Source organism: Stenotrophomonas sp. Bg11-02 (assembly GCF_002836635.1).
GTDB lineage: Bacteria > Pseudomonadota > Gammaproteobacteria > Xanthomonadales > Xanthomonadaceae > Stenotrophomonas > Stenotrophomonas lacuserhaii.
Window position 1 is genome coordinate 159,383 of record NZ_PJAY01000061.1, and the last position, 25,722, is coordinate 185,104.

The 25,722-nt window shown below is 64.7% G+C and carries 20 protein-coding genes; 14 read left to right on the forward strand and 6 right to left on the reverse strand.

Features of this window, described 5'->3' with window-relative positions; genetic code table 11:
• Nucleotides 1-5 precede the first annotated feature (5 nt).
• The 5 genes from CXG43_RS12550 to CXG43_RS12570 all read left to right on the forward strand — a co-directional run bounded on the left by CXG43_RS12550 (nucleotide 6) and on the right by CXG43_RS12570 (nucleotide 10,447).
• Nucleotides 6-3,662, forward strand: coding sequence for a hypothetical protein (locus tag CXG43_RS12550; protein ID WP_198551491.1), 3,657 nt, complete (start codon nucleotides 6-8; stop codon nucleotides 3,660-3,662).
• A gap of 5 nt (nucleotides 3,663-3,667) precedes the next feature.
• Nucleotides 3,668-5,086 carry an ATP-binding protein gene (locus CXG43_RS12555; protein ID WP_101116336.1) on the forward strand — a complete coding sequence of 473 codons (1,419 nt, stop codon included), beginning with the start codon at nucleotides 3,668-3,670 and terminating at the stop codon, nucleotides 5,084-5,086.
• Between the two features lie 115 nt (nucleotides 5,087-5,201).
• Nucleotides 5,202-6,404: an OsmC family protein gene (locus tag CXG43_RS12560; RefSeq protein WP_101100231.1), complete on the forward strand. Its 1,203-nt coding sequence runs from the start codon at nucleotides 5,202-5,204 to the stop codon at nucleotides 6,402-6,404.
• A gap of 54 nt (nucleotides 6,405-6,458) precedes the next feature.
• Nucleotides 6,459-9,473, forward strand: coding sequence for a TonB-dependent receptor (locus CXG43_RS12565; protein ID WP_101100232.1), 3,015 nt, complete (start codon nucleotides 6,459-6,461; stop codon nucleotides 9,471-9,473).
• 5 nt (nucleotides 9,474-9,478) lie between these two features.
• On the forward strand, nucleotides 9,479-10,447 hold the full coding sequence (locus CXG43_RS12570) for a DUF1684 domain-containing protein (RefSeq protein WP_101100233.1): 969 nt from the start codon (nucleotides 9,479-9,481) through the stop codon (nucleotides 10,445-10,447).
• 39 nt (nucleotides 10,448-10,486) lie between these two features.
• Here CXG43_RS12570 and CXG43_RS12575 read toward each other — a convergent pair whose 3' ends face one another.
• Both CXG43_RS12575 and CXG43_RS12580 read right to left on the reverse strand, forming a co-directional pair.
• Complete coding sequence (locus tag CXG43_RS12575; RefSeq protein ID WP_232767779.1) at nucleotides 10,487-11,791, reverse strand: sensor domain-containing diguanylate cyclase; 1,305 nt, start codon at nucleotides 11,789-11,791, stop codon at nucleotides 10,487-10,489.
• 2 nt (nucleotides 11,792-11,793) lie between these two features.
• Entirely contained in the window at nucleotides 11,794-12,594 is an 801-nt protein-coding gene (locus tag CXG43_RS12580) for an alpha/beta hydrolase (protein ID WP_232767780.1), read from the reverse strand.
• Nucleotides 12,595-12,830: 236 nt separating this feature from the next.
• On the opposite strand from CXG43_RS12580, the gene CXG43_RS12585 reads away from it, so the two are divergent.
• From CXG43_RS12585 to CXG43_RS12595, 3 genes are read left to right on the forward strand one after another with little or no spacing between them, the layout of a single operon-like run.
• Nucleotides 12,831-13,550: a hypothetical protein gene (locus tag CXG43_RS12585; protein ID WP_157825074.1), complete on the forward strand. Its 720-nt coding sequence runs from the start codon at nucleotides 12,831-12,833 to the stop codon at nucleotides 13,548-13,550.
• A gap of 13 nt (nucleotides 13,551-13,563) precedes the next feature.
• Complete coding sequence (locus CXG43_RS12590; protein ID WP_101100236.1) at nucleotides 13,564-14,058, forward strand: DUF4265 domain-containing protein; 495 nt, start codon at nucleotides 13,564-13,566, stop codon at nucleotides 14,056-14,058.
• Nucleotides 14,059-14,073: 15 nt separating this feature from the next.
• Nucleotides 14,074-14,712: a hypothetical protein gene (locus CXG43_RS12595; RefSeq protein ID WP_157825076.1), complete on the forward strand. Its 639-nt coding sequence runs from the start codon at nucleotides 14,074-14,076 to the stop codon at nucleotides 14,710-14,712.
• A gap of 86 nt (nucleotides 14,713-14,798) precedes the next feature.
• Here the strand turns inward: CXG43_RS12595 and CXG43_RS19155 are convergent, their stop codons facing one another.
• From CXG43_RS19155 to CXG43_RS12600, 3 genes are all read right to left on the reverse strand, one after another.
• Complete coding sequence (locus CXG43_RS19155; RefSeq protein ID WP_157825078.1) at nucleotides 14,799-14,945, reverse strand: hypothetical protein; 147 nt, start codon at nucleotides 14,943-14,945, stop codon at nucleotides 14,799-14,801.
• Nucleotides 14,946-15,011: 66 nt separating this feature from the next.
• On the reverse strand, nucleotides 15,012-15,215 hold the full coding sequence (locus CXG43_RS19160) for a hypothetical protein (RefSeq protein ID WP_101116334.1): 204 nt from the start codon (nucleotides 15,213-15,215) through the stop codon (nucleotides 15,012-15,014).
• A 326-nt stretch (nucleotides 15,216-15,541) separates the two neighbouring features.
• A complete protein-coding gene (locus CXG43_RS12600) occupies nucleotides 15,542-15,889 on the reverse strand; it encodes a hypothetical protein (protein ID WP_101100238.1) in 348 nt (115 codons plus the stop codon).
• A gap of 95 nt (nucleotides 15,890-15,984) precedes the next feature.
• On the opposite strand from CXG43_RS12600, the gene CXG43_RS12605 reads away from it, so the two are divergent.
• The 6 genes from CXG43_RS12605 to cyoD all read left to right on the forward strand — a co-directional run bounded on the left by CXG43_RS12605 (nucleotide 15,985) and on the right by cyoD (nucleotide 23,323).
• Nucleotides 15,985-16,989 (forward strand): 2-hydroxyacid dehydrogenase, encoded by a 1,005-nt coding sequence (locus CXG43_RS12605; RefSeq protein WP_101100239.1) that lies wholly within the window; start codon nucleotides 15,985-15,987, stop codon nucleotides 16,987-16,989.
• A 60-nt stretch (nucleotides 16,990-17,049) separates the two neighbouring features.
• Nucleotides 17,050-18,672: a lactate permease LctP family transporter gene (locus CXG43_RS12610; protein WP_101100240.1), complete on the forward strand. Its 1,623-nt coding sequence runs from the start codon at nucleotides 17,050-17,052 to the stop codon at nucleotides 18,670-18,672.
• Between the two features lie 625 nt (nucleotides 18,673-19,297).
• On the forward strand, nucleotides 19,298-20,344 hold the full coding sequence (gene cyoA / locus CXG43_RS12615) for a ubiquinol oxidase subunit II (protein ID WP_101100241.1): 1,047 nt from the start codon (nucleotides 19,298-19,300) through the stop codon (nucleotides 20,342-20,344).
• A gap of 2 nt (nucleotides 20,345-20,346) precedes the next feature.
• Nucleotides 20,347-22,344 carry a cytochrome o ubiquinol oxidase subunit I gene (gene cyoB / locus CXG43_RS12620; protein ID WP_101100242.1) on the forward strand — a complete coding sequence of 666 codons (1,998 nt, stop codon included), beginning with the start codon at nucleotides 20,347-20,349 and terminating at the stop codon, nucleotides 22,342-22,344.
• Entirely contained in the window at nucleotides 22,341-22,979 is a 639-nt protein-coding gene (cyoC, locus tag CXG43_RS12625; protein WP_042613165.1) for a cytochrome o ubiquinol oxidase subunit III, read from the forward strand. The genes cyoB and cyoC overlap by 4 nt, the downstream gene beginning before the upstream one ends.
• Nucleotides 22,979-23,323: a cytochrome o ubiquinol oxidase subunit IV gene (gene cyoD, locus CXG43_RS12630; protein WP_042613166.1), complete on the forward strand. Its 345-nt coding sequence runs from the start codon at nucleotides 22,979-22,981 to the stop codon at nucleotides 23,321-23,323. The genes cyoC and cyoD overlap by 1 nt, the downstream gene beginning before the upstream one ends.
• A 309-nt stretch (nucleotides 23,324-23,632) precedes the next feature.
• On the opposite strand, the gene CXG43_RS12635 is transcribed toward cyoD, so the two are convergent.
• Nucleotides 23,633-25,690 carry a bifunctional diguanylate cyclase/phosphodiesterase gene (locus tag CXG43_RS12635; RefSeq protein ID WP_101100243.1) on the reverse strand — a complete coding sequence of 686 codons (2,058 nt, stop codon included), beginning with the start codon at nucleotides 25,688-25,690 and terminating at the stop codon, nucleotides 23,633-23,635.
• Nucleotides 25,691-25,722 lie beyond the last annotated feature (32 nt).

A 25,722-nucleotide genomic window follows, 5' to 3' on the forward strand; every position in this document is an offset into this window, starting at 1 on the left:
CAGCCATGAAAATTCAAATGAAGCTGCTGGATTGCGCGCTCATCAGCCTGCTTGCCGGCGGAATGGGGCTGGGAACGGCCTACGCTCAGGAACGGGCCGCCGACTGCACGGACAGCGGTTGCCGCTCCGAAGACGGAGTGCTCTTCCAGCTCCGCACCCGAAGCTACGACGAGCCCGTGACGCGCGGAACAGCGCCGGACTCGGGGTCTCGGGCGCTGGCGCCTGATCGCCGGGTGCAGGTGGCGTTGGCGCAGCCGGGTCGCGCCGTCGCCAGTGGAAAGTTTTCCATCGATCTGCCGAACGGTGGCGCGGTCTGGGCCACCGAAGACCCCACGCTGGGGCAGCCGACGCTGTCCATCTCGGCGCCGTCGATCGTGGCCTTCGACGGGACCCGCGTGACCAAGCCGGTCCAGTTCTACGTCCGCAGCAACTATCCGCGTTTCATCGACCGGTACGAGTTGAGCATCCATCGGGCAGAAGACGTGGACCTGATCGAGCCGCTGGCCCGCGTGCCGCTCGCGGTGGCTGCCGTGTCGAGCGGCGAATGGAACGGAGAGCTACCGGGCCGGTACCGTTACCGGGCAGGGGACGAACTGGTCTACGTGCTGCGCGCCTACGATGCAGAGGGGCGCTTTGATGAAACGCAACCGCGTCAGCTGCAGCTGGTGCGCCCTGAAGAGGCCGAGCGCGGTGCGGTCGCGCTGCGCCAGAGCGTGGAAAAGAGCATGGGGACCGCGCTCACCACCGAGCAGGCGCAGCAGCAGAGCCTGCTTGACGAGGTCTTCGCGGTCGATGGCCTCCGTCAGCAGAACATCCCGATCCACGGCTCCCGCATCCGGATCAATGGACGCAACCTGCCCGAAGGCCTGGGCCTGAAGATCAACGGCGACACCTACCCGGTGGACATGGAGCGCAAGTTCGTCGCCGAGTACCTGTCCCCGATCGGCTTGAGCTCGTTCCTGATCGAGCTGGAAGGCAAGGGCGAGCCGATCCGCAGCACGCTGGATGTCGATGTCACCGGGCGCTACCTGTTCGGCGTGGGCCTGGCGGACGTGACGGTGTATCAGAACAAGGTGGGCGGCTCCGTCGACGCAACGGCGGTGAACGAACGTTACGCCGATGATGTGATCAGCGATGGTCGCCTCGCGTTCTATCTGAAAGCCAAGACCCAGGGGCGTTACCTCATCACCGCACAGGCCGATACGACCGAGCGTGACCTGGAAGCACTCTTCACTGGATTCACCAAGGCAGAGCCCACGGACATTTTCCGCCGCCTTGATCCGGACCTGTACTACCCGGTGTATGGCGATGATTCCAACGTCCACCGGGACGTGGATACCATGGGCCGGTTCTACGTGCGGATGGACTGGGACAAGAACCAGGCCCTGTGGGGCAACTTCGCCACCGGCATCACCGGCACCGAGTACGCGCAGTACGTGCGTTCACTGTACGGCGCAGCCCTGGACTGGCGTTCGCGTGCAAGCAACGCGTGGGGCGATCCCGCGACCCTGCTGCGAGCGTTTGCATCCGAAGCGCAGACCGCACCGGGACACAGCGAGTTCCTGGGCACTGGTGGCAGCCTGTACTACCTGCGCCATGCGGACGTCCTGCCGGGCTCGGAGCGCGTCGTGCTGGAGATCCGCGACCTGACCACGGGCCGGGTGGAAAGCACGGTAGCGTTGCAGCGCGGCGCGGATTACGAGATCGATGAACTGCAGGGCCGCATCCTGTTGACGCGTCCGCTCGCGCAGGTCACCCGCGAGAACCTGCCCTCGATAACGCGCGATACGCCGCTGGACGGCTATCAACAGCGCCTGGTCGTGGATTACGAATGGGTGCCCTCCGAGTTCGATGCCGAGGACATGACGGCGGGCCTGCGGGCCAAGCACTGGTTCGGCAACCACGTGGGCGTGGGCGTCACCCAGGTCAACGAGAACCGTTCGGGCGAAGACTATTCGCTTTCCGGTGCGGACCTGACGCTGCAGGCCGGCAAGGGCACCTTCCTGAAGATCGAGCACAGCCGCACCGAGTCGAGCAGCGCACCGCTGTTCTTCTCCGACAATGGTGGCTTCACCTTCCAGCGCATCGACGGCGCCGGACCGCAGAGCGGTGAAGCCACGGCGGTCGAGGGCCGCGTGAACCTCAAGGAGCTGGGCTGGACCGCCCAGGATTGGAGCGCGGCCGCGTGGTGGCGCGAAGTGGGGGCGGGCTACTCGATCAGCCGCTACGACACGGCAGCCGATGTCACCGAATACGGCGCGGAAGTGCTGGGCCAGGTCCATCGGGACGTATCGCTCTACAGCCGCGTGAGCCGCGCCGAGCGGGGCAGCGAAGCACTGGAGCAGGCGCAGGTGACCGCACAATGGCGGATCGGCGATTTCGATGCACTGACGGCCGAGCTGCGACGAACCGATGAAGAGCGCGCCAGCGGCAATGCTGCTGGAACCCTTGGCGCACTCAAGTACACCCGCCGCGTTGGTACGGCTCTGGACGTCTACGGTGTGGCGCAGGTCACGCTCGACGATGACCATGGCAAGTACGCCGACAACGATGCGTACACGCTGGGCAGCAAGTATCTCTTCGGCGACAGCTCGACCGTCGGCCTGGAGACGACCCGGGGGGACAGGGGAGATTCCACCCAGGTCGATGCCGAATACCGCGTCAATGCGCAGCAGAGCCTGTATGGCAGCTACACCGTTTCCACCGACAGCACGGGCTACGATTCATTGTTCAACCCGCAGCGCCAGTCCGGCTGGACGGCTGGCCAGAGGTGGCGCCTGTCCAACCAGGTGAACGTGTTCAACGAGAGCCAGTACCTGAAGAATCCGGACGAATCCGGCCTGGCGCACACCTTCGGCATGGATTTCTATCCGGCACAGGGCTGGAACCTCGGCTTCACGCTGCAGGACGGCGAGCTGGTGAACAACGATGGGGGACAGGTCGATCGGCGCGCGGTGAGCGTGTCGGGCGGGCGCACCTCGGTGGAGACCGATTGGCAGAGCAAGCTGGAATGGCGGCGCGACACCGGTGCCGAGCGCCGCGAACAATGGGTGCTCAGCAACCGGCTGACCCACCGCTTCAATGACAGCTGGCGCATGGCAGCGCGCCTGAACTGGTCGGACACCGACGACGAGCTCGATCCCACGCAGGGAGCCCGCTTCATCGAGGGCAACGTCGGCTTCGCCTGGCGCCCTTGGGAAAGCACGCGCTGGGGCGTCTTCGGGCGATATACCTATCTGTATGACCTCTCCACGCTGGGGCAGGTCAACGGCACGAACGTGGACCAGAAAACCCAGGTGGTTTCCCTGGAGGGTGTTTACCGGATCGACCAGCGGTGGGAAATCGCGGCAAAAATGGCCCAGCGCGAGGGCGAGGTCCGCATGGGCCGGGGCGCCGGCCCGTGGTTCGACTCATCAACGACCTTCATGGCGGGGCAGTTGAGGTATGACCTGTTGCAGTCATGGCATGGGTTGGCCGAGTACCGCACGCTGCAGGTGAAGGACGGCGGTACCCGCCAGGGTTGGCTGGTCGGCCTGGACCGGGACGTCGGCAAGAACTTCCGCGTGGGGGCAGGCTACAACTTCACCGACTTCAGCGATAAGCTCACCGACTTCGACTACGACCACCGCGGCTGGTACCTCAACGTGGTGGGCACTTACTGAGCTGCATGCAGACCACTTCACCCGGGCACGGACCCTCCAACGAACGTCGCGACGGTGCGCGGCGATCCATCGGGCGCGGCACGCTTTCCGTGCTGGCCCAGCCTGTCCGGTGGCTGCGGAACGTGCCCGTGGCCGATCCGGTGGACCTGCGCAACGCGCCGATGCTGCAGTTGGTCCTGCTGCTGCTGGGAGGGCTGCCGCCGCTTGCGTGGGCCTACCGGGCGTTTGCCATGGACGTGCCGTGGCGCGAGGGAGAAGTCGGCAGCATGGCCTTGAGCCTGCTGTTGAGCGTCGTCGCGCTGAGCGGGTTCGTGCTGGTCCGGATGGGGCACTTCCGCTGGGCGGCCTATCAGCTGCTGGCCGTTTTCGCAGTGTCGGTATGCCTGTCCTATGCCGGCAGCGGGTTCGGCGCACAGCGCTTCGAACAGCCGGTGCTGACCGTCTGCATGGTCATTGCAGCCCTGGTCGTCGGCCGTGCTGCGCTGTGGGGGGTCACGGCGGCCATCTGGATCGCGTTCGGTCTGGGGGTCTGGTCTGAATGGTCTGCCGATGGCTCGGCAGCGCTTGTTGTCGATGGGATCATCAGCGGGGCGATCTTCCTGCTGATCGCCGTGGTGCTTGATCGCGCCAGTTCGGCACTGCGACAGAGCCTGGCCGAAGCGAGGGCGAAGGGACACGAGGCGAACGAGGCCTACGTGCGGCTGCAGGGGGAGGTGGAGCAGCGACGCAAGGTGGAGCAACAGCTGGTCCATGCCCGGAAAATAGAGGCCGTGGCACGCTTGGCGGCGGGGCTGAACCATGATTTCAACCACCTGTTGTCATTGATCCTGGGCTATGTCCAGCAGGCAAAGCGCGGCCAGACCGCAGAGAAAGTGGCGGGCTCGCTTGCAGGCGCCGAGAGCGCCGTGCGCAAGGCCGATGCACTGAGCCGACGGCTGCTGACGTTCAGCCGGCAGAATGATCCGGTCATCGAGCGCCACGAACTGCGCGAGGTGGTGGACGAGCTGGCGCCGCTGCTGCGCCAGACAGTGTCACCGGGCGTGCGTGTGCATACAGACATCCCGGCAGGGCTGTGGGTGGAGTTCGACCGGGATCAGCTGGGACTGATCCTGCTGAATCTGTTGAGCAACGCGGACGACGCGATGAGCGGGACGGGAGACGTCCAGCTGGTGGCGCATGGCACCGGCAATGAAGCCTGGCTGGTCTGCAGCGATTCGGGCCCGGGAATCGCGGCCGAGCTGCAGGATGCGATCTTCGAACCCTTCGTCACCAGCAAGCCGGCCGGGCAGGGTACCGGCCTTGGGCTGGCCATGGCGCGCGATCTCATGTCCAGCCAAGGCGGCAGCATCGCAGTTGAAAGTGAGCCGGGCCGCGGCGCCACCTTCCGCCTGTGCTTCGTCCGGTCTGCAGGCAGCGCCGCGTGAGCGGATCCTGATCCCTGAGCACGAATATAGGAATTGCCAACGGTTATTTAAGCGTGGCGACGTGACGTGAAACAGTGGGCCTTCGTTCACGGTCACCCACGGAGTCCGCCCACCCATGTCCACCGCCCGTTCCGCGTCGCCGTTGAAGGTGTTCGGCGCGACAACCTTGTCTGCCGTGCTGCTGCTGGCCGCGCCGCTCGTTTCCTCAGCGGCGGAAGGGGGCTCTCCCCTGCGGGCTTATCTGGCCGCCAAGCGTGAGGCCATCCAGGCGCAGTCCGCGCAGCCTGCCACGCCCACCGCGATCCACGCCAAGGTCACGGCAGAAAGCCGCTCCGGCGTGCGTCGCCTGCGCATCGGGCCCACCGGCGAATTCCAGTACATCAGCGATAGCGGCCGCAACTACGCCGGCTACAACCTCGGCGCCGGCTCCTGGGACTCGCTGGTCGGCACGCTGGCCAGCTCTGTTGCCGATGAGTACATCGTGCAGGCGGCCGAGCAGAATGTCCCGCTTGATGCGCTGGACGTGGTGTTCACCAGCATTCCCGAACGCAAGAGCGAGAGCCTGGCGTATCCGAACAATCTCTCCTATGTGGCGTACATCGATTCGCCTGCCACCGACGCGCAGCTGCAGGCGCTGAAGCGCGCGGTGCACGAGAAATCCTCGGCCATCGATCTGGTGACGCGGCCGCAACAGGTCAGCCATGCGGTGGTCGAGTACATCCATAGCGATGCGGTGCGCGACCCCAAGCTGCCGCCCGGTCTGCGCGATTTCATCACCGAGGAGAAGCGTCCGGCGGTGCTGGCCAGGCAGGTCAAGCCGGCCGCTGGCAAGGACAACCCGGCCGAGCCGCAAACCCTGGTGGCGCGCGCCCATGTCGAACCGCGCACCGGCCTGCGTCGGGTCTTCCTGGGCAAGGACGGCTATCACCAGCAGCTGCACGACAGCGCGCCCGGCCTTCTCGGCTATGGACTGGCACCGACCGTGGAAGAGCACCTGCTCGGCGTGACCGGTACCTGCCTGACCCACATCTTCGAGGTGCAGGCCGCTGCGCGGAATGTGCTGTTGGATTCGCTGGAGCTCACCGTTGATGGTCAGCTGAGCCCGCGTTTCGGCAGCAACATCCGCTCGCCGGCACGCTACAGCGACATCCGTTACAAGGTGCGCATTGAATCGCCGGCATCGGAACAGGAGATCGACGCGCTGCGCCAGTCGGTCGAGGCCACGTGTCCGCTCTACAACCTGGTCAAGGACGAGCAGAAGCTCGAAGGCAGCATCGTCCGCGGCGCCTACGCCGAAGCGACGAACCAAGCGCGATAACGCACGCCGCGATCCATCCGGCAGTGCCATTCAGCCATCACCTGGGGATATTCGATGAGTCGAACGCTTCGTTCGCAGTTGACCGCGACACGCCCGCACCATGCCCTGCACGGGCCCCGTCCTCGTCGCGGTCGGTTGGCCTTCGCGTTGTGCACCCTGCTTGCGCCGGCAGCGTACGCTGCCGAGGAAACGGGCGCAGTGGCTGGGCAGTCGCAGGGTTCGAATGCCCGCCTGCTGGACAAGGTATCGGTGCTTGGCTCGCAGATCGCCGGGGGCGGCGCGCAGGCCGCGCTGCCGGTGGTCGCGGTGGACCGCGAGCAGATCGACGCCACGGGGGCGACCAACGGCAACGAGCTGTTCCGCAGCCTGCCGCAGTTCGGTGATGTGGCCGTCAGCGAGAAAGGCACCACCAACGCAGGGCGAAACTCCAATGTCGCGCGTGGTGACGTGGGCTCCATCAACCTGCGCAACCTGGGCGCCAAGTACACGTTGCTGCTGATCAACGGTCGGCGCACGGTGCAGCACCCGATCAGCAACAGCGGTGATGACACGACCTACAACGCCAATGCCATTCCGACCTTCGGCCTGGAGCGCGTCAACCTGCTGCTGGACGGTGCGGCGTCCATCTACGGGTCCGATGCCGTGGCGGGCGTGGTCGACCTGGTAACGCCGAGCAACCTGCCCAATGGCGGGGGCATCAAGCTGAACTACGGCAAGGTGGCTGATGGGCATCGCGAAGACATCTCGCTGGATGGCTATTTCGGCAGTGATTTCGCGCAGGGGCGCGGCAATATCTCGGTGCTGTATGGCGTTTCCAAGCGCACGGCGCAGCGCAATTCAGATGCATGGTTCACCGCTACTGATGGCCGCCGTCCCCTCGGCGATGGCACCAGCGTGCCGGATCCAGACGGCACCTCGGGCTTCAGCACACGAACGCCGTGGGGTCATTTCGATACCTATGCCGGTAGCCGGCGTACAGGCAGCTGGCACGTGGATCCAGCCAGCGGCGCGCTGGTGTCAGGCGCGGTACCGACGCGCTATCACTACGATTCGGCGGCCGAGCCGGGCATCACCTCGGCACCGTCCATCAACAAGGGAAATGTCTTCGCCAGTGGACGCTTCGATGCCACCGATACCCTGCAGCTGTTCGGTGAGCTGGGTTACTACCGGGCGACTTCCGAATCCTGGGTGAGCAGCGAGTCGGGCTTCGGTGGTGACGGCTTCCTGCTGCATATCCGGCCGGACGCCTATTGGGTACCGGACGCCCTGCGCGGCGCCGAGGCGATCCGGCTGCTCAACTACCAATTCGCGGATTCAGGTATTCGCCGGGTCAAGGTGGATAACGATCAGTCGCGTGTACTGCTGGGCGTGCGCGGTTGGACCGACGGCGGCTGGAACTGGGAAAGCGCGCTGCTGTATTCGCGCGCCCGCAGTACCGACACGCAGCAGGGCGGACTGACCGATGCCTTCGTTACTGCGGTGAACCGTACCGATGCCGGTGCCTACAACCCCTTCAGTGGCGGCGATCCGGCCAGCATCCGGCTGGGCGATGCCACGCCCTATGACACCGCCGCGTTCATTGGCGAGGCGACCCGCGAAGGCACCACGGAGCTGGCGCTGTGGGATTTCAGGATCAACCGTTCCGATCTGTTTACCTGGTACGCCGGTGACATCGGCCTGGCGGCGGGTGTTGAGTACCGGTATGAGAGCCGTGAGGACGACCGCGACGAGAACATCGATGGCAGTCGTCCCTATACGGACTGGTATACCGGTACGGTCGCGGCCAGCAACTTTTTCACCCACAGCCCCCGGCCCGATGTCCGCGGCAGCCGCAACGTGAAGTCGGCGTTGATCGAGCTCGCCGTGCCGCTGATTTCCCCCGCGCAGGGCATACCGCTGGTGCAGTCATTGGACCTGCAGCTTGCCGGCCGCTGGGAGGACTACAGCGATGCCGGCAAGGTGGCCAAGCCGAAGCTGGCCGCGGCCTGGAAAGTAAATGACAGCCTGTTGCTGCGCGGCTCGGTCAGCGGCGGTTTCCGCGCACCGGGACTGGAACTGGTGAACTCCCCGCCGACCTACGGGTTTGGCTTCAACAACGATGCGATCCGCTGCCACGCGCTGATCACCAAGGGCGCCCAAACCGACTACAGCGCCTGCTTGAATGCCTACAGCAGTGGCTCCTCGGTCAAGCCGTCGGTGAGCGCGGTGACTTCATACGGCGATGACGTGAAGCCGGAAACCACCCGGCAGTCGTCCTGGGGCGCGGTGTTCGAGCCGCAGTTCCTGCCCGACTCGCTGGGCTCGATCAGCTTGAGCGTGGATGCCTGGCGGGTGCAGGTAGAGAATCCGATCAATACCCTGGGTGAGGAGCTGTTGTACGACGCGTATCTGCGCGTGGTGGAAGGCAGCAGCAACCCGAACGTGGTGCGCGCGGCAGTGACGGCGGAGGACACTGCGCTGTTTGCAGGCTCCGGTCTTGCGCCTGCAGGCGTGGTGACGCACGTGTACAACCGCTATCAGAATCGTCGGCCACTCACCGCGTCGGGTGTGGATTACAACTTCACCTGGCGCCTGCGTGAGACAGCCTGGGGCAATTTCGCGTTCCTGCTCAGCGTCAGCCAGCTCAAGGAATACACCCAGCAGAAGCCTGCCGAGGTGCAGCAGGTGGCCGCCGCCATTGCCAATGGCCAGCTGAACATCATCGCGCCCGACCTGGGCGCGGCCAACGAGGTCGGCATCAATGGGGCCAAGCCGGAATGGCGGGCCAGTGCGACCTTGATCTGGAACCTGCAGGACTGGACGGTCCGCTTGCGCGACGACTATATCGACAGCGTGACGGCCGGCGCCTATTCCGACCGCACCCCGTTCGTGGTGGGCTCGACCCAGCGCTGGGCGTTGTCGGTCAAGAAGGATTTCAACAGAGGCCGCCTGAAGGGAACGGCCGTGGAAGTGGGGGCGCGAAACCTGTTCAACGAAGAGCCGCCGCTGAACGCCACCGGCAGCTACCTGAGCGCGCTGCACGAAACCTACGGACGTTACGTCCACCTCGGTATCTCCAAGAACTGGTGACCTGCATGAAGAAGAACACGCTTGCCTCTGTCCTTGTTGCCAGCCTGCTCACGGTGGCGTGCAGCCCGCAGGATAAGCCTGCGGCGGAGACCACCCCTGCGGCGACCGCGGCGCTGGATTTCAAGAGCGAACACGCTGAGTGGGTGCATGAACGCGCCGCGGACCTGGGCAAGCCGGATGGGTGGACCAGCCTGATCGGGCTGCATTGGATCGCAGCGGGAACGCAGAGCGTAGGCGGCGCTGAAGGAAACGCCATCCGCCTGGCGATCGCACCGGACCGCCTGGCCGAGCTGGAGCAGCGCGCTGATGGGCTGTACGTCAGGCCGGTCGATGGGGCACTGATCACCGCCGATGGCAAGCCGGTGCAGGGGGAGGTGCGGCTGGAACCAGAAGGGAAGGGCGGTGGCACCAAGCTGTCCTATGACGAGGGCAAGGGGCAGATCACCGCGATCAAGCGCGGGCGGCGTCTGGCCCTGCGCGTGCGCCATGCCGATGCACCGGCGCGCCGGCATTTCGGGGGCCTGGACTTCTTCCCGGCCGAGCAAAGCTGGCGTGTGCAGGCGCGGTTCGTGCCACACCCGGCCGGCAGGACGCTGCCGATCGTGAACGTGCTCGGCGAGGTCGCGGATACTCCGAATCCGGGCTACGTGGTATTCGAGAAACAAGGGCGTGAATGGCGGTTGGAAGCCCTCGGCGATCCGACGAAAAGCTTGAACCTGATGTTCCAGGACCAGACCACCAGCCGCCAGACCTACGGAGTGGGGCGCTACCTGCGCACCGATGCGGTCGCGGCAGACGGCACGGTCACGCTGGATTTCAATCGCGCCTACAACCCGCCGTGTGCCTATACGGACTTCGCCACGTGCCCGCTGCCGCCGCCGGAAAACCGTCTGGCCCAGCAGGATGGTGACCGGCAGCGCGTGCGGCTGGCGGTGTTGGCGGGCGAGAAGAAGTACGCCCTGGCGCAGCACTGACTTCCTTGATGCCGACGCATGATTGGCTACGGGCGGAAATCACCCACTCATCCGCACCCGATTCCGCCCGTCGGCCTTGGCCTGATACAGCGCCTCGTCCGCACGTGCCACCAGCTGTTCCAGCAACCTCGCGTCGCTGCCCGGCAGGGCCTCGCCCATGGCGCCGCCCACGCTGACCGTTACATCAATGCGCAGGCCGCCCACGTGCACCGGCGCGCCGGAAATCGCATTGCGCAGGCGTTCGGCGGTGGCGGGTACCTCATCGGCGGTCGGTGCCGCCAGCAGCGCGATGAACTCCTCCCCGCCAAAGCGCGCGAACAGGTCACGCTCACGCAGCGCCTCGCGGCAGCGGCGGGCGACCACTTTCAGCACTTCATCGCCGATCGGGTGGCCGTGGGTGTCGTTGATCTTCTTGAAATGGTCGACGTCCAGCATCAGCACCGCCACCGAGCGTCCGGTGGCCTCGCGGGCGGCGATGATCTGCGCGGAGCGCTCTTCGAAATGCCGTCGATTGGGCACGCCGGTCAACGGGTCCGACGAAGCCAGGCGCCGCAGTTCGGCCGCCATCAGCAGGTCCGCGGTGATGTCGGTGAACAGCCAGATGCGGCCCTGCTCCCCATCGCCGCGCACCGGATGGGTATCCACCTCGAAGGTGCGCTCGCCCATCACCCAGTGCAGCGTCGTCGCAAAATTCAGGTTGCCCACCTGGGCGGCGTAAGCCTGCTCCAGCGCTTCATGGTTGTCGCAGCGCTGCCGCAACGCCCGCATCGGGGCAACGAGGTCAACGGCGCGATGTCTGCCGGGCTTGTGCCCCAGCAGTTCGGCGGCGCGCTGGTTTATCACCGTGCCCAGTCCATCACCGTCGACCAGCACGATGCCCGCAGGAACACTTTCCACCAGATCGATGAACTGGTTGCGCACGACGATGTCATGCACCGCGCCGCGTCGCGCCGAGAGAAGCTGCGCGACACTGGGGCCCAGCAATGCCATCGAGGCAGCGCACTGCTCGGGGCTGGCACCGGTCTTCCAGAGCAGCAGCAGGCCGCTTGATGGGGCGTCGTCCGACGGTGCAGGGATGAACAGCACGCTGCCCGCAGGGCCCCCCAGCGCGGTAAGAATGGACGTTGGCAAGCGGAAGCGCGAGGCGTCCACCGGCTGATCGTTCCAAGCGTGTTCCAGCATGCCACTGCGCGCGAGATTGAAGCCGGAGAACGAGGTCACGGGAAAGCCGGTAGACCATGCGACGCGGCCGTCGGTCTGCACTTCAACCACGATTGCCAGGTCGGCGCCGGACGCGGTACGTGCGAACTGGCTCAGGCTGACCAGGGCGTTGCTGTCGGCCATGTTCAACGGGCCGTCCGATCCAGCCGCTGTTGGAGGATCCGGGTCATTTCATCGGGCGCGGTCATGTGCGGAAGATGGCCCGATGCCTCGATGATGTCGAGGGTTGCCCCCTCGATGGCCTGGGCCAGCCAGTGACTGACGGCCACTGGCACGGCGACGTCGACCGAGGTCTGGACCAGGTGCACCGGGCGCGAAACCTGCGCCGCCAGTGCTCGGACATCCGAGGTGAAAATGGTGCGGGAGGTATTCAGCGCGATATCCGGACGCATCCGGAACAAGGCATTGGAAAAATCGGCGATGACCTCGCTGTCATCCACGCCGACCACCATCGGGGCGAAGCCGGCGACCCACGCCTGGTAATTCGCGCTCATGCTGTCGAACAGGTTTTCCAGGTCGTCCGGCTTGAACCCACCGGTGTAACCGTCGTCATCCAGATAACGCGGCGATGCCCCGATGAGCACCATGCGCTCGAACAGCTCCGGCCGCGCGATGGAGGCAAGCGCGCCGATCATCCCGCTCATGGAGTGCCCGATGTAGGTGCAGCTCTGCACGTCCTGCTCGTCCAGGATATCCAGCAGATCGTCGGCATAGCCGGCCAATGAACCGTGCCGTTCGAAGTCGTAGGTTTCCGTGCCGCGGGGACCGCAGCCGGCGAGATCGAATGAAATGACATCGAACCGTTGTTCGAACCACGGACGCAACGCGGACCATGCGGACTGGTCGGTGCCGAAGCCATGCGAGAGGACGGCGATGGGCTTGCCTGCACCGCTGCGGCGGCCGTTGAACCTTTCAAGACTTCCCACGACAAGGCACCCATGGCGTTTCGCAATTGGCGATAGTAGGCCACGGGAGAGCGGGGGTCTATTACACCTGGGTCGCGGTTCGTGCGGCGTTCGCCCGAGCAGGCGTTGCGCCAGCGGTTTCCGGGCATTCCACCGGGTACACTCCCGTTCACACTCCAGGGAAGGATGCGCCGGTGCGTAGACGCTTGATGGTTTGCATGGGGCTGGCCTGCTGTACACCCTCCGCAGCGATGACCTTGAATGCCGAGGTCGAGCGGTTGGGGGCCGATCGGTATCGCCTCACGGCTGGGTTCCCGTATGCCGTGTCCCCCGGTGAAGCGCAGTCCGCGCTCGCTCCGGTGGCGGAACAGGTCTGCGCTGGAAGAGCGCCCACCTGGGGCCGCTACTCGTTTGCGACCAACCAGCCGATCGAACGGCCGGCAGGCGCCGAGTTGAGCACGTCGTTCGAGCAGGACGTCAACTGTGGCGATGCAGGATCCGGAACGAATGCCGGCACTCCGGCGCCGCGCTCGCCGGCCACCGACGCTGACCGGAGTGCCGTAGAGGCGCGGACACTGGAGTACCTTGCGTTGAAGGACAGCAACGAGTTCGCGACCGCCAACGCGCTGTTCGCGGATGATGTCGCTGTCCTCTTTGGTCGTGAGGAATTGGAGGCCTCTCGCCGGGCATTCAACAAGGCGGCGGGAGTGCCGAAGGCCCGCACGATAGTGGGGGTAACCTTCTACGACGACCCCGTGGATGCGCAATCCTTGGGTCGATACGCCGCGGTCGATTACCGTGCCAGTTATCCGGACCGCGCGTTCTACTGCGGCTATGCCATGTGGTTGCTGCAGCCCGACGGAAGTTATCGAATGGTGCGGGTAGAGGAATCGACGGCAACCGATGAGGACGTAGGGCGTGCGGCGGAGGAGGTGCTGTCGGCATTGAAGCAGCAGCCCGGCTGCAGGGAGCCGTAATGGTGATACGCAGATGAAAGAATTCAGTGTGGATTTCGTCAGCCCCTCCGGTAATGACGGTATGACCGCACCCACGCAGAAAGTCGAATTCCAACTGGACGATGGCAGCGTGGAGACCCTGCACGCCTTCCGCCGCCCGGACGGCTCATTCGTTCTGGATAATTCGCCGTTTCATGCTTATGGCATCAGCTGCGGGGATACCTTCTCTGCCGTGCTCAGCGGCGAAGATCGGTTGAAGTTCGTCGCGGTCGTGGAGCGCGGTGGGCACTCCACCTACCGGGTTCGCCTGCAGGCCGGGGCTGGGCACGACGTGTTCCACCAGCAGTGGGGCGCGCTGGATACGCTGGGTTGCTCGTATGAAGGGTCGGGCCTGGGTGAGCGACGACTGTATTCCATCGACGTTCCTTCGACGACGTGCGTGCAGGCGGTCTACGCCGTGCTGGAACACGGCGAGGCAACCGGTGTCTGGCAGTTCGAAGAAGCGCGTTACGGGCATCTGCAGAAATAAACCGAGGTTTTTATCGTGGAAACTGATTCTCTCGACATTCACGCTGACCTGCCGTCCCCACCCTGTATCCGCTCGAGCAAGATGCTGCTTGCGGAACATCCCCTCATCTGCCGGATCGCGACTTCCGCGCTCGGGGGATATGCCTGCGCTGTGCTGCTCATTTCGCTGGACACCGTGGGGTGGATCAATCTCGGTCAGGGGTATGTCGTGGCTCTGTTCATGGGGATCACATTGGTCGGCGGCTTGTTGGCGATGTTTGGCGCGAGCTACTTCGTCGTGGTGAAAAGGCGCAAGTTGAATGACATCGGCATGTTTCTGACCGTGACCTGGGTGATTCCCTATATGGGCATCGCATGCACGCTTGGCGTCCCATTGCTGCTTCGTGCCATCAGGCACGTCGCATCAGGTAGGCGGATGGGCGTCATCCGCCGCAGTGGGCGGCGAGGATCCTGCTTCCGCCCTCAACTGCACCCCCAACGCCCGGCTCACCCCAAGCACCGTCTCGAAATACAGCGGTCGGGTGCCATCCAGTTGCCGGCGCATGGCGTCGCTGCGCATCCCGCAGGCGCGGGCGACCCGGCTCCTGCCGTGCAGTTCCGACATCAGCAGCAGGGCGCGCGCGATGCTCGCTTCGTCGCAGTCCTGCAGGCGTAGGCGGGAGTCCAGATGTTCCGCCATCTGCCAGGCCGGATCTGTATTGCGGGGCGGACGATGTCCCGCACTTCCGTTGCCGCCAGGGCTCATTGGCTCCTCCACGCTGTCTGCGCGGCGTCACTGACCAGTGCCTGTCCGGCAAGGAGCAGGCCCTCAACGTGCCGCTCGCTGATGCCGCTGTTGGTGATGCCATTGATGCGGGCCGTGTAGGCGGCATGCAGCAGGTCCAGCACGCAGGCCAATCCTTGCAGGGTTCGCATCGGCACGGCGACGCGGCTGGCGTAGGCGCTTTCCTCACGTTACTCTGGCGTGTTCTGTAAGGCGTTCTCGACGTTATTGGCGACCAGCCGCAGATGCACCACGCTTTCACCACGGGAGCGCGAGGTTTCGTACTCTTCCAGCCTTCGTTCAAGTCGTTCAATGAAGTGGGGCGGGAAGTCGAGCATTCTGTCGCCCAACAGGGCGTGCAGACGTTTGGCACTGAGCGGATGCTTCGGATCCATCGGTCGTCCTTCGCAAGGCGTGAGGCCACCTGCGCGAGCGCGCAAGGTGGCAGGCGATGCGGGTTGCCATACCGGTGAACAGTTACCAAAAAAGCCGGCGGATCAGGGATCCCCCACATCGCCCGCCATGGAATCCACGGGCAATGCAGTGCATTCTCCGCCGTGCCCAAAGGGCAAAACAGAGCCAAGTTGGTAACTATTCGAACAGGATGGCAATCCCGACTGATGCTCTTCGTCATCAGCACGGCCATCCCACCAGCCATTGCCCCACGCGTACATGGGCGGATCTTCAAAAGCAGGCGGCGTCCGTCGCCGGGGGCGCCGTCTCAGCCCGCGCGTGCCGCGAAGTGGGCAGCGCAGCCCAGTCGCCCGGCCCCGAATACCAGCTGCCGCAGGTAGCCGCCCATCGCGCCCGCCGCGATGCCCGCCAGCGCCCGCCGCGTCACGCCAAGCGCCGGCCCGGCTTGCCCGCGCAACCACGGCAAGGTTGCCAGCATCTGCGCCCCCAGCAGCATCGCCAGCATGTCCAGGCCCAGCGCATCCACCACCGGCAGCAGCGGCAACAGCTCCGGATTGCAGGCCACCAGCAGCGCGAACACCGTGGTCAACAGGAACAACGTGCGCTTGCCCGCAGGGGACGTTGTCCAGCGGACGATGCGTGACATGAGCGACATGGCAGGGCCTGATTGGCGGTTGAGCGACAGTGTAGCGCCGGGTGACTCTCGCGCCTGTTACAGTCCGCAAAACGTCACGGGGAAGGAAGTCCTGTATGAAAGTCGCCGTTTTCAGCGCACGCCCTTACGACCGCCGCTCGTTGGATGAAGCCAACCAGCAGCGAGGGTCGGGCCCAGCTTTCGAGTTCCAGTATTACGACGCCACGTTGGACGTCCACACGGTCACCCTGGCGCAGGATTGCGATGCGGTCTGTGTGTTCGTCAACGACCGTCTGGACGCTCCAGTGCTGCAGGCATTGCATGCAATGGGGGTGCGCGCGGTGCTGCTGCGCTGCGCCGGTTTCAATAATGTCGACCTCGCCAGCGCCGAAGGCCTGGGGTTCTTTGTCGCGCGCGTGCCAGCCTATTCGCCCGAGGCCGTCGCCGAGCACACGCTGGCGTTGATCATGACGCTCAACCGCCAGACCCACCGGGCGTACAACCGGGTGCGGGAGGGCAACTTCATGCTTGAAGGCCTGCTGGGTCGCACCCTGCATGGCAAGACCGCAGGCATCGTCGGCACTGGAAAGATCGGCCTGGCGACCGCGCGGATCCTGCACGGCATGGGCTGCACTGTGCTCGGCCATGACCCTTATCCGTCCCCGGACTTTGCCGGTTTGGGCCAGTTCGTGCCGCTGCAGGAACTGCTGGCACGTTCGGATATCGTCTCGCTGCACTGTCCGCTTACGGCGGATACCCGGCACCTGATCAACGATGATTCGCTGGCGCTGATGAAGCGCGGCGCGATGCTGGTCAATACCTCGCGCGGTGGGCTGGTGGACACCGATGCGGTGATCCGCGCGCTGAAATCGCGGCAGCTCGGTCATCTGGCCATCGATGTGTACGAGCAGGAAAGCGCGCTGTTCTTCCAGGATCGGTCCGGGCAGATCATCGACGACGATGTGTTCCAGCGCCTGATGACCTTCCCCAATGTGCTGGTCACCGGCCATCAGGGGTTTTTCACCGCCGAGGCGCTGCAGGAAATCGCCGAGACCACGCTGGGGAATCTCGCCCATTTTGCTGCCGGCACCGACTGTCCCAACAAGGTAGCCAAGGCGTAACCTCGGTCTTCATGCGCGCACCCGCCGGGGATGCCCGGCCCCACCCTGGGAAGGCGGACCATGTGGCAACAGAATTACGATCCGCTGGGTAACCCCAATCTGTCGGCGCTGCTGGCCGCGTTGCCTGTGCTGGTATTCCTGCTGGCATTGACCGTGCTGCGGCTGAAAGGGCTGACGGCTGCGCTGCTGGCCGTCGTGGTGTCCGTACTGGTGTCCGCGCTGGTGTTCGGAATGCCGGTCGGCACCATCGTGGGTGCGGGACTGCTGGGTATCGCCAATGGCGTGTTCCCGATCAGTTTCATCGTGCTGATGGCGGTGTGGCTGTACAAGCTCGCCATCCGCAGCGGCAAGTTCGAGGTGATCCGCGGCAGCATCGCGACGATCTCCGAAGACCAGCGCATCCAGGTGCTGCTGATCGCGTTCTGCTTTGGTGGATTCCTGGAGGGCGCGGCCGGCTTCGGCGTGCCAATCGCCATCTGCGCCGCGTTGCTGGTGGAGCTGGGTTTCCGCCCGCTGAAGGCGGCCATGCTGTGCCTGCTGGCCAATGGCGCAGCCGGTGCGTACGGGGCCATCGGGATTCCGGTGCTGGTGGGCGCACAGCAGGGCGGGGTCAGTCTGGATGCGATGTCGCTGATGCTGATGGCGCTGGTGCAGGTGATCGCGCTGCTCTCGCCGGCCATCCTGGTGCTGATGCTGGATGGCTGGCGCGGCGTGCGCGAGACCTGGCCGGTGCTGCTGGTTGTGGGCGCGGTGTTCAGCGGCGTGCAGACGGCCGTGCTGTACCTGCTGGGGCCGGAGCTGGTGGACATCATCGGGCCGCTGGCGGCGATGGCCGCGCTGGCCGGCTTCATGCAGGTCTGGCGGCCCCGCCGGATTTACCGCGAAGCGGATACACCGCCGGGGCCGGTACAGCGCTACACCTTGAAGGAGGTGCTGCTGGCGTGGTCGCCGTTCTACATTCTTACTGGCGCCATCCTGCTGTGGAGCCTGCCGGCGTTCAAGGCGCTGTTCGCCGCCGGTGGGGCGCTGGCCAGCACCGTGCTGCACCTGCCGATCGGCCTGCTGGATGGCCGCGTGCAGGAACTGCCGCCGCTGGTGGTCAATGTGCATACGCTGCCGGCAGTGTGGAATGTCGGCTGGTTGAATGCTTCAGGTACCGCCATCCTGATGGCCGCGGTGCTGACTGTCCTGCTGTCGCCCAAGCTCAACCTGCGCATGGCTGGTGAGGAGTTGGCGCAGGCCGGCCGGGAGATGTGGAAGCCGCTGGCCACGGTGTCACTGGTGATGGCGGTGGCCTATATCACCAATTATTCCGGAGCCTCGTCCACCATCGGGCTGGCGCTGGCGCAGACCGGTGGCGTGTTCCCGCTGCTGTCGCCGGTGATCGGCTGGATGGGCGTGTTCATCACCGGCTCGGTGGTCAACAGCAATACCCTGTTCGCCCATCTGCAGGCGGTCACGGCGGCCCAGATCGGGGTGCCTGAAGCCTTGCTGGTGGCAGCCAACACGGCTGGCGGGGTGATGGCCAAGCTGGTGTCACCGCAGTCGATCGCCATCGCCGCCGCGGCGGTCAAGCTGGTGGGCCAGGAGTCGGCGATCATGCGCACCACGCTGGGCATCAGCCTGGGCCTGCTGGCTTATGTATGCCTGTGCACGTGGGGACTGTCGGTGTTGCTGGGGTAGGGGGCGCCTCTTGGCGACCGAAAAGCGTGCATTTCGCAATTTTTCTCATGTACGGCGATGACGTCAGGCCACACGATGAACGTGCTGGACGCAGCTCCTCCGGCCGGTGGCGGCCCCTTCTCTCGAGGGCGTCGCCACCGTTTCAGCCTGTCATTGGGCAACGGCGGAAGTGTGGCGTCCTCGTCCTCACAGGGGGGCGTCTGCATGGGGTCATGCCCATCCGCCGTATTTTTTCGTCTGGTTGGTTGCCCTCCTTTGCGGGAAAGGGGTAGGGTGCCTGGCGGAAGAGCGTGACGACCAACGGTCGTCACCCACCAGAGCGACGATCGTCACCCACCAGAGCGGCAGTCGTCGCGCACAAGGGCGGCGGTCGGCATCCATGGGGTGCGCTTTTCGGGCCACCTGCGCCCTGCGACAGGCGGCTGCGACAACGTGTCGCAGGCCGAAAACGTCGAAAACTGCGTCAGATCAATGTCAATGGCTTTCTTAAATGGGCAGTGACGGCCTAAACTTGAAAGGCTGACTCTTCCCCCGTTCTCCGAACCCGTCGATCCTTGGCAGGTCGGGCCGGCTTTTGCCGGACTGGGCAGGGCGGGGTGGCATTCCCTCGCAATTGGATCGACCGATGATTCCGTTGAAAACCCTTGGACGCTTCTTGCGTCCGGGCCTGCTGTTCGCACTGGCGGTGTTCCTTACCGGCTGCAACACGGCCATCCTGAACCCGAAGGGCCAGATCGGCCAGGATGAGAAGACCCTGCTGATCACGGCTGTCGTGCTGATGTTGCTGGTCGTCGTCCCGGTCATCATCATGACCCTGACGTTCGCCTGGAAGTACCGCGCTTCCAACACCAAGGCCCGTTACGAGCCGAACTGGTCGCATTCCACCGCGATCGAAGTGGTGGTCTGGTCGATCCCCTGCATGATCGTGCTGGTGCTGGCTGTGCTGACCTGGCGGTCTTCCCACGCGCTGGACCCGTATCGCCCGATTGAATCGGACGTCAAGCCGGTCGTGATCGAGGCCATCTCGCTCGACTGGAAGTGGCTGTTCGTCTATCCGGAAGAAAAGATCGCCGTGGTCAACGAGATCAAGTTCCCGGTCAACACCCCGCTGAACTTCAAGATCACCTCCGATACCGTGATGAATGCATTCTTCATCCCGCATCTGGGCAGCATGATCTACTCGATGGCCGCCATGGAGACCAAGCTCCACCTGATCGCCAACGAGACCGGTGAGTTCCCGGGCATGTCCTCGCATTACAGCGGTGCCGGCTTCGCCAAGATGCATTTCACCGCCCATTCGGTCACCGAACCGGAGTACCGCGCGTGGGTGGACCAGGTGCGTGCCGAACAGGGCAACAGCCTGAACAAGGACACCTTCCGTGCGTTGGGCGAAGAGCGCAACTCCGACTGGCATCCGGTGACCTACTACGGTCAGGTGGAAGAGGGCCTGTTCGACTGGGTCATCGCCAAGCACATGGGTGACAACAAGCACTACGGCATGAAGCACGCCCATGCCGGTGCTGCGGCGGCCGACGCGGGTTCGCAGGAAGACCATGAGGGCCATGCGCCGATGGACGACCACGAGTCCAAGGCGTCTGGCGAGAACCTCGACGCCAACACCAACCACGACGAGCACGCGGGCCACGCCGGCCACGAGGGCTCGGGAGAATGAACATGCTGGGTAAACTCTCTATTGAGTCGATCCCCCACGATCCGATCGTCCTGACGACGTTGATCGGCGCGATCCTTGGTGGCCTGGGCGTTGTCGCCCTGATCACCAAGTTCAAGCTGTGGGGCTATCTGTGGAAGGAGTGGTTCACCTCGGTGGATCACAAGAAGATCGGCGTGATGTACCTCATCGTCGCCTTCGTCATGCTGCTGCGTGGTTTCTCCGACGCCATCATGATGCGTACCCAGCAGGCCATCGCCGTCGGCGGGTCCGAGGGTTACCTGCCGCCGCACCACTACGACCAGATCTTCACCGCCCACGGCGTGATCATGATCTTCTTCGTGGCGATGCCGCTGATCACCGGCCTGATGAACCTGGCCGTGCCGCTGCAGATCGGTGCGCGCGACGTCGCGTTCCCGTTCGTGAACTCGCTCAGCTTCTGGTTGTTCGTGTCCGGTGCGGTGCTGATCATGCTGTCGCTGTGGATCGGTGAGTTCGCCGCCACCGGCTGGCTGGCATTCCCGCCCTTGTCCGGCATCGAGTACAGTCCAAGCGTCGGCATGGACTACTACATATGGGGACTACAGGTAGCAGGCCTGGGCACCACGCTGAGCGGCATCAACTTCTTCATCACCATCCTGAAGATGCGCACGCCCAGCATGAAGCTGATGCAGATGCCGATCTTCACCTGGACCGCGCTGATCACCAACATCCTGATCGTCGCCGCCTTCCCGGTGCTGACCATCACCCTGGTGCTGCTTACCCTTGACCGTTATCTGGGCACGCATTTCTTCACCAATGACGGTGGCGGCAACGCCATGCTGTACATCAACCTGATCTGGATCTGGGGCCACCCGGAAGTCTACATCCTGGTGCTGCCGGCCTTCGGCGTGTTCTCCGAAGTGATCGCCACGTTCTCGCGCAAGGCGCTGTTCGGCTACAAGGGCATGGTGTATGCAACGGCCGCCATCGGCGTGCTGTCCTTCATCGTGTGGCTGCACCACTTCTTCACCATGGGCTCGGGTGCCAACGTCAATGCCTTCTTCGGCATAACGACGATGATCATCTCCATCCCCACCGGTGTGAAGATCTTCAACTGGCTGTTCACCATGTTCCGCGGTCGCGTGCACTTCACCTCCCCGGTGCTGTGGACCATCGGCTTCATGATCACCTTCGTCATCGGCGGCATGACCGGCGTGATGCTGGCGATCCCGGCCATCGACTTCGTGCTGCACAACAGCCTGTTCCTGATCGCGCACTTCCACAACGTCATCATCGGCGGCGTGGTGTTCGGCATGTTCGCCGGCATCACCTACTGGTGGCCGAAGATGTTCGGCTACAAGCTCAATGAGTTCTGGGGCAAGGCCGCGTTCTGGTGCTGGTTCATCGGCTTCTACGTGACCTTCATGCCGATGTACGTGCTGGGCTTCATGGGCATGACCCGTCGCCTGCAGAGCACCGTCAACCCGGCCTACGAACCGTTGTTGCTGATCGCCGCAGGTGGTGCCTTCATCGTTGGCGCCGGCATCCTGTGCCAGGTCATCCAGATCTTCGTGTCGATCCGCGACCGCAAGAAGAACATGGACCTGACCGGCGATCCGTGGGACGCCCGTACGCTGGAGTGGGAAACCTCTTCGCCGCCGGCCTTCTACAACTTCGGTACGCTGCCGCAGGTCACCGAGCTGGACGATTTCTGGGCACGCAAGCAGCGTGGTGAAGCCTGGCCGAAGCCGGCCAAGTATTCCGACATCCACATGCCGCGCAACACCGGCACGGGCGTGGTGATCGGTGCCTTCAGCATGGTGTTCGGCTTTGCGATGATCTGGCACATCTGGTGGCTGGCCATCATCGGCCTGGTCGGCATGATCGGCACGTTCATCTACCGCACCTTCGACAAGGACGTGGACTACTGGGTCCCGGCCGCCGAAGTGGAGCGCATCGAAAACGAACACCGCAAGCACCTGGTTGCCCAGGGCCTGGTCAAGTCGGAGCTGAAGGCATGAGCACCCATACCCCAACCGTGAACCACGGGCACGCCGCGCAAGCGGCGGCCCATGGCCATGACGAGCACGAGCACCACGACACCGGCGGCAACACCGTCTTCGGTTTCTGGGTGTACCTGATGAGCGATTGCCTCATCTTCGCTTCGCTGTTTGCCACCTACGTGGTGCTGGTCGGTGGTACCGACGGCGGCCCCGGCCCGGGCGATCTGTTCGAGCTGCCGTTCGTTGCGTGGGAAACCGCGCTGCTGCTGACCTCCTCACTGACCTTCGGCCTGGGCATGATCGCCATGCACAAGAACAAGGTCGGCCAGCTGTACCTGTGGCTGGGCATCACCTGGTTGCTGGGCTTCGGCTTCATGTGCATGGAAGTCTGGGAGTTCAACCACCTGATCCACCAGGGTTACGGTCCGGACCGCAGTGCCTTCCTGTCGGCATTCTTTGCCCTGGTCGGCACCCACGGCCTGCACGTCAGCGCTGGCCTGCTGTGGCTGCTGGTGATGTTCATCCAGGTCAAGCAGAACGGCCTGACCGCGACCAACAAGACCCGCCTGGCGTGCCTGAGCCTGTTCTGGCACTTCCTGGACCTGATCTGGATCGGCGTGTTCTCCGTCGTCTACCTCAATGGAGCGCTGTAATGGCACATGACAACGCACACGACCATGGCCACGGCGCCGGCGGCGAAAGCCACGGCAGCGTCAAGTCGTACCTGATCGGCTTCGTGCTGGCGGTGATCCTGACCGTCATCCCGTTCTGGGTGGTGATGTCGGGCGATTTCTCCCGCACCGTCAGCGGCGTGGTGATCGCGGTCTCCGCAGTGCTGCAGATGCTGGTCCACCTGGTGTTCTTCCTGCACCTGGACCGCTCGTCGGAAAGCCGCTGGAACGTCAACGCGGCGGTGTTCACCGTCGTGGTGATCGGCATCATCGTCGCCGGCACCCTGTGGGTCATGCACAACATGAACGTGCACATGATGCACTGACGTCTTCGCGACGTTGCCGCAAGCAGGAAGGCCACCCCCCGGGGTGGCCTTTTTGCTGGTGCGCTCGCTGGGGACTACGGCTCTTGGTGGGTGACGACCAACGGTCGTCACCCACCGAGCGTGGTCGTCAGCCACGTTCGCCTGGGGACTACGGCTCTTGGTGGGTGACGACCGTTGGTCGTCACGCTGTTGACTTCGGGCTCTGCAGGATAGTGACGACCAACGGTCGTCACCCACCGAGGGCGGTCGTCACCCACCGAGGGCGGTCGTCACCCACCGAGGGCGGTTGTCACCCACCGAGGGCGGTCGTCAGGCGACCTTGCGCAGGAACTCGTCCGGGGCCATCGGGCGGCCCAGGTGGTAACCCTGCAGCTGGTCGCAGCCCAGGCTGCTGAGGTAATCGCGCTGGCCGGCGGTTTCCACGCCCTCGGCCACCACGTTGAACTGCAGCGAACGGCCCAGTGCGACGATCGAGGACACGATCGCTGCATCCTCGGCGTTGTCTTCCAGGTCGCGCACGAAGGCGCGGTCGATCTTCAACTCGGTGGCGGGCATGCGCTTGAGGTACAGCAGGCTGGAGTAGCCGGTGCCGAAGTCATCTATCGAAATCCGCACGCCCAGCGCGGTCAGCGCGTTGAGGATCTGCAGGCTGGTTTCCACGTTCTTCATCGCCGTGGTTTCAGTGATCTCCAGCGTCAGCCGGCTGGCCTCCAGACCATGCCGTTCCAGCGTTTCCCTTACCGTTTCCACCAGGCCGGCCGCGGCGAACTGCAACGGCGACAGGTTCACCGCCATCGTCCAGTGCGGATTGCCGGCGTCATGCCACGCCCGCAGCTGCGCGCAGGCCTGGTCCAGTACCCAGTCGCCAATGGGCAGGATCAAGCCGCTGCGCTCGGCGATCGGGATGAAGATGTCCGGCGCCAGCATGCCCAGCTCCGGGTGTTGCCAGCGCAGCAGCGCTTCAGCGCCCACCGCGGGCGCGCCGGCAGCGACGAACTTGGGCTGGTAATGCAGCAGCAGCTCGCCACGTTCGGTAGCTTTGCGCAGGTCCTGCAACAGGCGCAGCTGGTGATTGGCGCTGACCTGCATGGACGGGGTAAAGAAGGTGTAGCCATTCCGCCCTTCCTGCTTGGTGTGGTACATCGCTGCATCGGCGTTGGCCATCAGCGCGCGTTCGTCGGCCGCATCGTCCGGATACAGCGCAATACCCAGGCTGGCGGTGACCTGCAGTTCGGCCGCCTCGATCAGGAAGGGTTCGGCCACGGCCGCGATGATGCGCTCGGCCACCACCATCGCATCGTCGGGTTCGTCGATGGGCAGCACGATCACGAACTCATCCCCACCCAGGCGCGCGAGGGTGTCCTGCGGCCGCAGCAGGGAGCCGATGCGCTGGCTCACCTTCACCAGCAGGCGGTCGCCGAGCTGGTGGCCGTAGGCATCGTTGACGGTCTTGAAGCCGTCCAGGTCGCAGAACATCACCGCCACCGCGTGGTTGCGCCGGCGTGCTTTTTCAATCGACTGTTCGATGCGATCCTGCAGCAGCGAGCGGTTCGGCAGCTGGGTCAGCGGATCGTGCAGCGCAGCCTGCAGCAACTTGTCATTGGCGCGTTCCAGCGACTCGGCCAGCAGGCCGGTGCGTTCGCGCATCTGGCGGTCGAACAGGGAGGCCACCAGCGCGATGCCGATGGTGCCCAGCGTGGTGACGATGACCAGCACCGCCAGCCATTGCGCATCGATGCCGCCGTCGATCACCGCCCCGCACAGGCTGCCCGGCGGGAAGCGTGCCGCAGCCATGCCGGTGTAGTGCATGCCGACGATGGCAAGGCCCATCACCAACGACGCGGCGCCGCGCAGGCGGCGGGTATTGCGGCCTTCGACGCGCAGGCGGAAGGCGATCCACAGCGCTGCGCCGGCGGCGCCGATGGCAATCAGGAGGGAGGCGATGAACCACAGCGGGTCGTAGTCGATCCCCGGTTGCATGCGCATCGCGGCCATGCCCAGGTAATGCATCGCAGCGATGCCCAGGCCCATCAGCAGCGCACCGGCGAACAGGCGGCGGGTGGGCAGCTGCGGACGCGAGACCAGCCACAGCGCATACGCCGAGGCGCCCACTGATACCGCCAGCGAGTACACGGTGATGGCCAGGTCGTAGCCGATCGGGATCGGCAGCTTGAAGGCCAGCATGCCGATGAAGTGCATCGACCAGATGCCCAGGCCCATCGCCGCGGCGCCGCCGGCCAGCCACCAGCGCGCCACGCGCCCTTGCGCGGTGGCCAGTCGGCCTGCCATGTCCAGTGCCGTGTAGGAGGCCAGTACGGCCACCAACAACGAGAAAAAGACGAGGCTCTGGCTGTAGCTGCCAGTCATGGGAGGTCCTTGGAATGGGGGAGGGCGCGCAG